At 76.3% G+C, this 10,780-nt stretch carries 2 protein-coding genes; both read left to right on the top strand.

The annotated features are described in order from the left end of the window. Positions 1-106: 106 nt before the first annotated feature. On the top strand, positions 107-784 hold the full coding sequence (locus tag ABZ914_RS37685) for an HAD-IA family hydrolase (RefSeq protein WP_500199183.1): 678 nt from the start codon (positions 107-109) through the stop codon (positions 782-784). Positions 785-911: 127 nt separating this feature from the next. Further along, on the top strand, positions 912-10,780 hold a 9,869-nt coding region (locus ABZ914_RS37680), incomplete at its 3' end, for an SDR family NAD(P)-dependent oxidoreductase (protein ID WP_500199182.1).

Raw genomic sequence — 10,780 nt, 5'->3', positions numbered from 1 at the left:
CGCGGCGCCGCGGTCGCCCGCGCCCGGGAGATGATCGCGGCGATCGGCCGGCTGTACGACTCGGCCCGGCCCGCGGCCCGGACGCCGGTGGCGGCGGGGGCGGGCCATGTCTGACGGCGTCAGGGGCCGCCCCGCGGTGCGCGCGGTGATCTTCGACCTGGACGGCGTCATCGTCGACAGCTTCGACGTGATGCGCCGGGCGTTCCAGACGGCCTACGCCGAGGTGATGGGCGACGGCCCGGCGCCCTTCGAGGAGTACAGCCGGCACCTCGGCCGCTACTTCCCCGACATCATGCGGATCATGGGCCTGCCGCCCGAGATCGAGGAGCCGTTCGTCCGGGAGAGCTACCGGCTCGCCGGCGAGGTCACCGTCTTCGAGGGCGTCGGGCCGCTGCTGGCCGGGCTGCGCCGGCGCGGCCTGCGGCTCGCCGTCGCGACCGGCAAGAGCGGGCCCCGGGCGCGCTCGCTGCTCGCCGTCCTCGGCATCGCCGGGTACTTCGAGCACGTGATCGGCTCGGACGAGGTGGCACGGCCCAAACCCGCGCCCGACATCGTCGAGCGCGCCCTCGGCCTGCTCGGCGCCCGCCCGGACGAGTCGGTGATGGTCGGCGACGCCGTCACCGACCTGCGCAGCGCCCGGGCCGCCGGCGTCGGCGCGATCGCCGCGCTGTGGGGCGAGAGCGACCCCGCGCCGCTGCTGGCCGAACGGCCGGACGCGGTGCTGCGCAGCCCCGCCGACCTGCTCGGCCTGCTGACCCCGCCCCGTCCCCCGGTCCGGACGTGAGTAAGGAACCTTAGGGGGGCGGTTAGGGGATTGTCCCGACCATTCCTTGATGAGACTGGGCGCAGCCGCCGGCACATTTCTTGCGGGCGGTTCCGCACCGTCACTTCGCATTGGGGGATGCGCCGGAATGCTGCGCACGGAGCTGATTCGGCCACTGCCCGAATTGCTGGACGAGCACGCCCGCCGGGCGCCCCGGAAGATCGCTTTCCGGGACGCCCGGCGCGGCGTCACCTACGCCGAACTGGACACGCGGACCCGCCGCCTCGCGGGCCATCTCGCGGAACGCCGGCTGCAGCCCGGCGACCGCGCGGCCCTCCTGCTCGGCAACCGCGTCGAGACGGTGGAGGGCTACCTGGCCCTGGTCCGGGCGGGCGCGATCGGCGTCCCGGTGAACCCGCGCGTCACCGAGGCCGAGCTGGCCTACCTGCTGGACGACAGCGGCGCCCGGCTGGTGATCACCGACCCGGCGCACGCCGCGCCGCTGGCCCGGGTGCTGGCCGGGCGGCCGGACGTCGCCGTCGTGGTCACCGGCGACGCGCCGCCCGAGGCGCTGCCCGCGGCGGTGCCCTTCGAGTCGCTCGCCGGCACCGAGCCCGGCACGCCCGCCCGCGACGACCTCGGCCTGGACGAGCCGGCGTGGATGCTCTACACCTCCGGAACCACCGGACGGCCCAAGGGCGTCGTCTCCACCCAGCGCAACTGCCTGTGGTCGGTCGCCGCCTGCTACGTGCCCGTCCCCGGCCTGTCCGCCGACGACCGCGTGCTGTGGCCGCTGCCGCTGTTCCACAGCCTCTCGCACATCGCGTGCGTGCTCGCCGTCACCGCGGTCGGCGCGACCGCCCGCATCCTGGACGGCTTCAGCGCGGGCGAGGTGCTCGGCGCGCTCCGCGAGGACGACAGCACCTTCCTCGCGGGCGTCCCGACGATGTACCACCATCTCGTCCGGGCCGCGCGCGAGGAGGGTTTCACGGCGCCGCACCTGCGCATGTGCCTGGTCGGCGGCGCGGTCACCACGGCGGCGCTGCGCCGCGCGTTCGAGGAGGCCTTCGGCGCGCCGCTGCTGGACGCCTACGGCAGCACCGAGACGTGCGGGTCGATCACCATCAACTGGCCGACGGGCGCCCGCGTCGAAGGGTCGTGCGGGCTGCCCGTGCCGGGGCTCGGCGTGCGGCTGGTGGATCCCGAGACCGGCACCGACGTCGGGGCGGAGGAGGAGGGCGAGGTCTGGGTCCGCGGCCCGAGCGTGATGGTCGGGTACCACGGCCGGCCGGAGGAGACCGCCGAGGCGTTCCGCGACGGCTGGTACCGGACCGGCGACCTGGCCCGGCGCGACGCCGCCGGCTACTTCACCATCACCGGCCGGATCAAGGAGCTCATCATCCGGGGCGGGGAGAACATCCACCCCGGCGAGGTGGAGGAGGTCCTGCGTGGGCGGCCCGGCGTCGCGGACGTCGCGGTGGCGGGCCGTCCGCACGAGGTGCTCGGAGAGGTTCCGGTGGCCTTCGTCGTGCCGGGGCCCGAGGGACTGGACCCCGAGGCGCTGTTCGCGGCCTGCCGGGAGCGCCTCGCCTACTTCAAGGTGCCCGAGGAGCTGTACGAGATAGCCGAGGTCCCGCGCACGGCCTCCGGCAAGGTCGCGCGCCGCCTGCTGCTGGAGCGTCCCGCCCGGCTGCGCGCGACGGGCGGCGGGCGCCACGAGTCGCTGTTCCGCCTGGACTGGATCCCGCTTCCTTCGGTGCCGGGCCGCTCCGGCACGGGAGACGCGCGGCCCGAACTGGTGGTGACCTCGGCGGACACGGACGCAGGCGAGCTCTCCGCCCGGCTCGCGGCCTGGGCGGCGGGCGACGGCGTGGCGGGCGCCCACCGGGTCGTCGTCACCCGCGGGGCGGTCACCGCGGAGGGAACCGGCACCGCGGTCGACGACGCCCAGGCGGCCGTGTGGGCGGCGGTGCGCGGCGTTCAGGCCGCGAACCCGGGCCGGTTCACGCTGCTCGACCTGGACTCCGGGGCCGACCCGGAGCGGTGGGCGGCCGAGGCGCTGTCCGCGGGGGAACCGCAGGCGGCCGTCCGCTCGGGGGTCCTCCTGGTGCCGCGCGCCGTCCGTGCCGCCGCGCCGCCGGACGCGTCCCCGCGCGGTCCGATCGGGGCCGGCCGGACCGTGCTCGTCACCGGCGCCGACGGCGAACTCGGCGCGGCCGTTGCCCGCCACCTGGCCGTGGCCCACGGAGCCGATGTCGCCACCATCGCCGACGACGCCGCCGACCGGGACGCCCTCGTCGCACTGCTCGCCGCGAGCGGCCCGATCGGTGCCGTCGTCCACGCGCCCGGCGGACGGGACCCCGAGGCCGCCCAGGCGGGGGCGGTGAACCTCTCCGAGCTGACCGCGGCCCACGACCTCGACGCGTTTGTGCTGCTGTCCCCCGCCACGGGACTGCTCGGAGCCGCAGGACGCGAGGGGGAGGAGGAGGCCGCCCTCGGCGCCTCCTTCGACGCGCTGGCCCGCCGCCGCGCGGCCGGCGGGCTGCCCGCGCTGTCCTTGGCCCTGGGACCCGTCGAGGGCGACGACCGTCCGCCGCCGCCGGGCGTCGGGCGTCTGACGGCCCGGGCCCGCATGTCGGCGCTGGACGCGGCCCTCGCCTCGGAGGAGACCTGCCTCGCCGCCTTCCGCCTCGACCCGGCGGCGGTGCGCGCCGACGGGGTCCCGGCCCCCCTGCGCGATCTGATCGAGGCCCCGGCCCGTCCGGTGGCCGCGGACGACGGCGCGGCCGCGGACCTGCGCCGCCGGCTGCTGGACCTGCCCGGCCGGGCCGACCGCGACCGGCTGCTGACGGACCTGGTCCGGACGGCGGTCGCCGACCTGCTCGAAGCTCGCGGCGACCTCCCGGCCGACGCGGCGTTCCGCGACCTCGGGCTCACCTCGCTGACCGCCGTCGCCCTGCGCGACCGGCTGGCCGCCGCCTGCGGGCTGCCGCTGCCCGCCACGCTCGCCTTCGACCATCCGACCCCGCTCGCCGTCGCGCGCCACCTGCGGGCGGCGCTGCTCGCCGAGCCCGCCACCCGGGACGCGGCCGTGCCGCACGCCCTGTCCGGCGAGCCCGTCGCGATCGTCGGCATGGCCTGCCGCCTGCCGGGCGGGATCGCCTCGCCGGAGGACCTGTGGCGGCTCGTCGCCGACGGCGGCGAGGCCATCACGGAGTTCCCCGCCGATCGCGGCTGGGACGTCGACTCCCTGCGGACCGCCACCCGGCACGGCGGATTCCTCCACGACGCCGGTGACTTCGACGCGGGCTTCTTCGGGATCTCCCCGCGCGAGGCGCTGGCCATGGATCCGCAGCAGCGGCTGCTGCTGGAGGTGTCGTGGGAGGCCCTGGAACGCGCGGGCATCGACCCGACGTCCCTGCGGGGCCGCGACATCGGGGTCTTCTCTGGCCTGATGTACCACGACTACGCCACCGACCTCGCCGAGGTGCCCGCCGACCTTGAGGGCTACCTCGGCACCGGCAACTCCGGCAGCGTCGCCTCCGGCCGCGTGTCCTACACGCTGGGCTTCGAGGGTCCCGCGGTGACGGTCGATACGGCGTGCTCGTCGTCGCTGGTGGCGTTGCATCTGGCGGCGCAGTCGCTGCGGTCGGGGGAGTCCTCGCTCGCCCTGGCCGGGGGAGTGGCGGTGATGGCCCGGCCCACCTCGTTCGTCGAGTTCACCCGCCAGGGCGCCCTCGCCGCCGACGGCCGGTGCAAGGCGTTCGCCGAGGCCGCCGACGGGACGGGCTGGTCCGAGGGCGTCGGCGTGCTGGTGCTGGAGCGGTTGTCGGATGCGCGCCGCAATGGTCATGAGGTGCTGGCGGTGGTGCGGGGTTCGGCGGTGAACCAGGATGGTGGATCGAATGGTCTGACGGCGCCGAACGGGCCTTCGCAGGAGCGGGTGATCGGGCAGGCGCTGGCCAATGCGGGTCTGAGCGCCGCCGATGTCGATGCCGTCGAGGGTCATGGGACGGGGACGCGGCTGGGGGATCCGATCGAGGCGCGGGCGCTGCTGGCGACCTACGGTCGGGACCGTCCCGCCGATCAGCCGTTGTGGCTGGGGTCGTTGAAGTCGAACATCGGGCACGCGCAGGCGGCGGCGGGCGTGGCCGGTGTGATCAAGATGGTGCAGGCGCTGCGCCACGGTGTGCTGCCCCAGACCTTGCACGTGGACGCGCCGAGCACGCAGGTGGACTGGTCGGCGGGCGGTGTGCGGCTGCTGACCGAGGCGCGCGCGTGGCCCGAGGTGGACCGGCCGCGCCGGGCGGGGGTGTCGTCGTTCGGGGTGAGCGGCACCAACGCCCACGTGATCATCGAACAGGGGCCGGACGCCGCGCCCGCCGCCGATGCCCTGGCGCCCGATCCGGAGGCGGTGGTCCTGCCGGTCTCGGCCCGCGCCGTCCCGGCGCTGCGCGCGCAGGCGGAGCGGCTGCGGGACGACATGCTCGCACGCCCCGAGACGCGGCCGGCCGACCTCGGGTCCTCGCTGGCCACCGCCCGCGCCGTGCTCCACCACCGCGCCGTGGTCGTGGCGGCCGACCGGAACGAGGCGCTCGCCGGCCTCGGCGCGCTAGCTGCGGACGAGCCGGCGCCGACCGTCGTGTCCGGCGTCGCCGACGTCGACGGCAGGACGGTGTTCGTCTTCCCCGGGCAGGGGACGCAGTGGGCGGGCATGGGCGCGGAACTGCTGGAGACGTCCCCCGTCTTCGCGGCCCGGCTGGCCGAATGCGCCGACGCGCTCGCCGCCCACGTGGACTGGTCGCTCACCGAGGCGCTGCGCGGGCCGCTGGACCGCGTGGACGTCGTGCAGCCGGTCGCCTTCGCGGTCATGGTGGCGCTCGCCGAGGTCTGGCGCGCGCACGGCGTCCGTCCTGACGCGGTGGTGGGGCATTCGCAGGGTGAGATCGCGGCGGCGTGCGTGGCTGGGGCGTTGTCGTTGGAGGATGCGGCGCGGGTGGTGGCGTTGCGGAGCCAGGCCATCGCGCGCGGTCTGGCCGGGCGTGGCGGGATGGTGTCGTTGGCGGTGCCGGTCGAGGAGGCTTCGTCGTGGTTGGCCGGTGGGTTGGAGGTCGCGGCGGTCAACGGGCCGGGGTCGGTGGTGGTCGCGGGTGAGCCGGGTGCGCTGGACGACCTCATTCTTCGGGCTGAGGCCGAGGGTGTGCGGGTGCGGCGGATCCCGGTGGATTACGCCTCGCACACCTCGCACGTGGAGGCGATCGAAGCCGAGCTGGCGGACCTACTGGACGGGATCGCTCCGCGAGCATCGAAGGTGCCGTTCTTCTCCACGGTGGAGGGACGCTGGCTGGACACCACCGAACTCGACGGCGGCTACTGGTATCGCAACCTGCGGCGGCAAGTCCGTTTCGCCGATGCGGTGCAAGCGCTGACGGAGGACGGGTTCCGGACGTTCGTCGAGGTCAGCGCCCATCCCGTCCTGGTGCCGAGCATCGCGGAGATCGTCACGGAACCGTCCGTGGCGGTCGGGACGCTGCGCCGCGACGACGGCGGCCTGCGGCGCTTCCTGCTCTCCCTCGCCGAACTCCACGTGCGCGGCGTGCCGGTCGACTGGACGGCGGTCTTCGCCGGATCCGACCCGCGGCGGGTCGCGCTCCCGACGTACGCGTTCCAGCGCGAGCGGTACTGGCTCCTACCCGCCCACGGCCCGGCGGCCGGGCCCGAGCCCGCGGGCCATCCGCTGCTCGACGCGGTCGTCCCGCTCGCCGGCTCCGGCGGCGCGGTGTTCACCGGGCGGCTGACCGAACGCGACCACCCCTGGCTCGCCGACCATCGGGTGGCCGGGGCCGTGCTGCTGCCGGGCACCGCGCTCCTGGACGTCCTCCACCACATCGGCGCCCTGCGCGGCGCCCCGGCCGTCGCCGAGCTCACCGGCTCGACGCCGATCGTGCTGCCCGAGGGCGGGGCGCTCGACGTCCAGGTCCGAGTGGAGGAGCGGTCCGTCCGCGTCCACACCCGCAGCGGGCCCGACGGGGAGTGGACCGAGAACGCCACCGCGACGCTCGGAGAGGACGACCGGCCGGGCGCCGCCGTCCCCTGGCCACCGCCTGCCGACGCGCGCCCTCTGGACCTCGACGGCTTCTACGAGAGCCTCAACGTCGAGTACGGTCCCGCCTTCCGCGCCGTCCAGGCCGTCTGGGCGGGCGACGGGGAGGCGTGGGCCGAGCTCCGGCTGCCGGAGGAGGCCGACCCGGACGGGTTCGGCCTGCATCCCGCGCTGCTCGACGCGGCCCTGCACCCGATCGCCGCCGCGGCGCTGCTGCCCGACCCCGACCGGCCGCGCCTCGCCTTCTCCTGGTCCGGCGTGCGCCTGCACGCGACCGGTGCCCGCGCACTGCGCGTCCACCTGACCGCGACCGGGCCCGACACCGTGGCCATCAGCGCCGCGGACCCGTCGGGCGTCCCCGTGGTCGGCGTCGAGTCGCTCGCGCTGCGCCCGCTCGACCCCGGCCGGTTCGCGGCGGGCGGGGCGCGCGACCGGTTGTTCGAGGTCGCGTGGGTCCCGGCGGGGAAGGCCGGGCACGCGGCGCCGGACGTCGTCGTCCACCGCGTCGGGAGCGGTGACGCCGGGCGGCCCCTGCCCGAGCGCGTCCGCGCGGTGGGGTGGGAGACCCTGCGCCTGCTGCGCGACTGGCCGGACGGCCCGCGCGCCGCGTCCGCCCGCCTCCTGGTGGTCACCTCGCCGGACGACCCGGCGCACGAGGCGGTGCGGGGCCTGCTCCGCAGCGCGCAGTCCGAGCACCCCGGCCTGTTCGCCTCCCTGGTCACCGACGATCCCGGTGAGGGGCCGGTCGCCGCCGCGCTGCCGCTGATCCCCGAAGAACCGCAGATCGCGGTGCGCGACGGGCGCGTCCTCGTGCCGCGGCTGGCCCGCGCGCCGCTCCCGGCCCGGCCGGAGCGGTCGCGGCTGGCCGGCGGGACCGTGCTGGTGACGGGCGCGACGGGCGGTCTCGGCCGCCTCGTCGCCGAGCACCTGGTGCGGGCGCACGGCGTCGCGGAGCTGGTCCTGCTGTCCCGGACGGGCGCCCCCGCCGAATGGGTCCGGGAACTGTCCGATCTCGGGGCGGAGGTGCGATCCGTCGCCGCCGACGTGGCCGACCGGGCCGCCCTCGCCGAGGCCGTCGGGCAGGTCGCGGACCGCCTGACCGGGGTCGTGCACGCGGCCGGGGTCGTCGCCGACGGCGTCCTGGCCTCGCTCGGCCCGCAGGAATGGGACGCCGCCCTGGCGCCGAAGGTGGACGGAGCCTGGCATCTGCACGAACTCACCAGAGACCTCGACCTGGCCGCCTTCGTCCTGTACTCGTCGGCGTCCTCCACCTTCGGCAGTCCCGGGCAGGGCAACTACGCGGCGGGGAACGCCTTCCTCGACGCGCTCGCCCGGCACCGCCGCGAGCAGGGCCTTCCCGCGGTCTCCCTTGCGTGGGGACTGTGGGGCGGCGCAGCCGGAATGGGCGGCCGCCTCTCCGGCACGGACCTGGCGCGGATGGCCCGCTCCGGTACGCGCCCGCTGACCGCCGAAGAGGGCCTGGCGCTGTTCGACGCCGCGCTGGAGAGCGACCGGCCGGCGCTGGTGCCGATCCGGCTGGACCTCGCGGCCGTCCGCGCCGCCGGGGAGGCGCCCCCGCTGCTGCGCGCCCTGGCACCCGCCCGGCCCCGGCGGCCGGAGGCGGCGGCGTCCGCCGGCCCGGACGCGGCCGCGCCCGCCGACCTGCTCGACGTCGTCCGCGCGACGGCCGCCGCCGTGCTCGGGCACAGCGGCGCCGACGCCGTCGAGCCCGGACGCGCCTTCAAGGACCTCGGTCTCGACTCGCTCACGGCGGTCGAGCTGCGCAACCGGCTGTCCGAGGCCACCGGCCTGCGCCTGCCCGCGACCCTGGTGTTCGACCACCCGACACCCGCCCGCCTCGCCGAGCGGCTGCGAACCGAACTGTCCGGGACATCGCCCGAGGCAGCGGCGGCGCCGACCACTACGCCCGGTCCGGACGGGGACGCCATCGCCATCGTCGCCATGGCGTGCCGCTTCCCGGGCGACGTGGACTCGCCCGAGGACCTCTGGAGCTTCGTCGCCGAGGGCGGCGACGCCATCGCCGGCTTCCCGACGGATCGCGGCTGGGACCTCGACGGCGTCCACGACCCCGATCCCGACGCGCCCGGCGGAACCTACGTGCGGGGCGGCGGTTTCCTGCGCGGCGCGGCCGACTTCGACGCGGGCTTCTTCGGCATCAACCCCCGCGAGGCGCTGGCGATGGATCCGCAGCAGCGGCTGCTGCTGGAGGTGTCGTGGGAGGCCCTCGAACGCGCGGGGGTCGACCCGACGTCCCTGCGCGGAACGCCTACCGGCGTCTTCGTCGGGACGCACGGCCAGGACTACGGGACCGGCGGGGCGCGCGGCCGGGCGGACGAGGGATACCTCGTCACCGGGAACGCGGCGAGCGTGCTGACCGGCCGCGTGTCCTACACGCTGGGCTTCGAGGGTCCGGCGGTGACGGTCGACACGGCGTGCTCGTCGTCGCTGGTGGCGTTGCATCTGGCGGCGCAGTCGCTGCGGTCGGGGGAGTCCTCGCTGGCGCTGGCGGGCGGGGTGTCGGTCATGTCCACGCTGGAGGGCATCATCGGCTTCAGCCGGCAGCGCGGGCTGGCCGCCGACGGGCGCTGCAAGGCGTTCGCGGAGTCCGCCGACGGCTTCGGCATGTCGGAGGGCGTCGGCGTCCTGGTGCTGGAGCGGTTGTCGGATGCGCGCCGCAACGGCCACGAGGTGCTGGCGGTGGTGCGCGGGTCGGCGATCAACCAGGACGGCGCGTCCAACGGCCTGACCGCGCCGAACGGGCCGTCGCAGGAGCGGGTGATCCGGCAGGCGCTCGCCGGCGCGGGCCTGACGGGCGCCGAGATCGACGCCGTGGAGGCGCACGGCACGGGCACGCGGCTGGGCGATCCGATCGAAGCGCAGGCGCTGCTGGCGACCTACGGCCGGGACCGCCCCGACGACCGGCCGCTGTGGCTGGGATCGGTCAAGTCGAACATCGGCCACACCCAGGCGGCGGCGGGCGCGGCGGGCGTGATCAAGATGGTGCAGGCGCTGCGCCACGGCGTGCTGCCCCGGACCCTGCACGCGGAGGAGCCGACGTCGGAGGTCGACTGGTCGGCGGGCGGCGTGCGGCTGCTGGACGAGACGCGCGACTGGCCCCAGGCCGATCGGCCCCGCCGGGCGGGGGTGTCGTCGTTCGGGGTGAGCGGCACCAACGCCCACGTGATCATCGAAGAGGCCCCCGGCGCCGTCGCGGACGCCTCCGCTCCGGACGAGGAGCCCGCCGCCGTGGTGTGGCCGGTCTCCGCGCGCGGCGCGCGAGCGCTGCGGGCGCAGGCCGCGCGGCTCGCCTCGTTCGTCGCGGACCGCGGGGACCTCACGGCTGCCGATATCGGGCACGCCCTGGCCACCGCCCGCGCCCCGCTGGACGAGCGCGCGGTCGTCGTCGCGGCCGACCGGGAGGAGGCCGCGGCCGCACTCGAAGCGCTGGCCCAGGGCGCTCCGGCCCCGGCCGCCGTCACCGGGACGGCGAACGTCACCGGCAAGACCGTCTTCGTCTTCCCCGGCCAGGGAGCGCAGTGGGCCGGGATGGCGGAAGAACTGGCCGGCGCGTCCCCGGTCTTCGCCGATGCGCTGGCGGAGGTGGGAGCGGCCCTGGAGCCGTACGTGGACTGGTCGTTCGAGGAGGCGCTCACCGGCCCGCTGGAGCGGGTGGACGTTGTGCAGCCCGTGTCGTTCGCGGTGAACGTGGCCCTGGCCCGGTTGTGGGAGTCGTTCGGTGTCCGTCCTGACGCGGTGGTGGGGCATTCGCAAGGTGAGATCGCCGCCGCGCACGTAGCCGGGGCGTTGTCGTTGGAGGATGCGGCGCGGGTGGTGGCGTTGCGGAGCCAGGCCATCGCGCGCGGTCTGGCCGGGCGTGGCGGGATGGTGTCGTT

Source organism: Spirillospora sp. NPDC046719 (assembly GCF_040645715.1).
In the GTDB taxonomy this organism is placed as follows: domain Bacteria; phylum Actinomycetota; class Actinomycetes; order Streptosporangiales; family Streptosporangiaceae; genus Spirillospora.
The sequence above is the reverse complement of the archived record's forward strand: the minus strand, read 5'-3'. Positions and strand labels throughout refer to the sequence as shown.

Bases quoted from the DNA above. Each gene is read 5' to 3' on its own strand.
- ABZ914_RS37685 (WP_500199183.1), top strand. From the start codon at position 107: ATGTCTGACGGCGTCAGGGGCCGCCCCGCGGTGCGCGCGGTGATCTTC.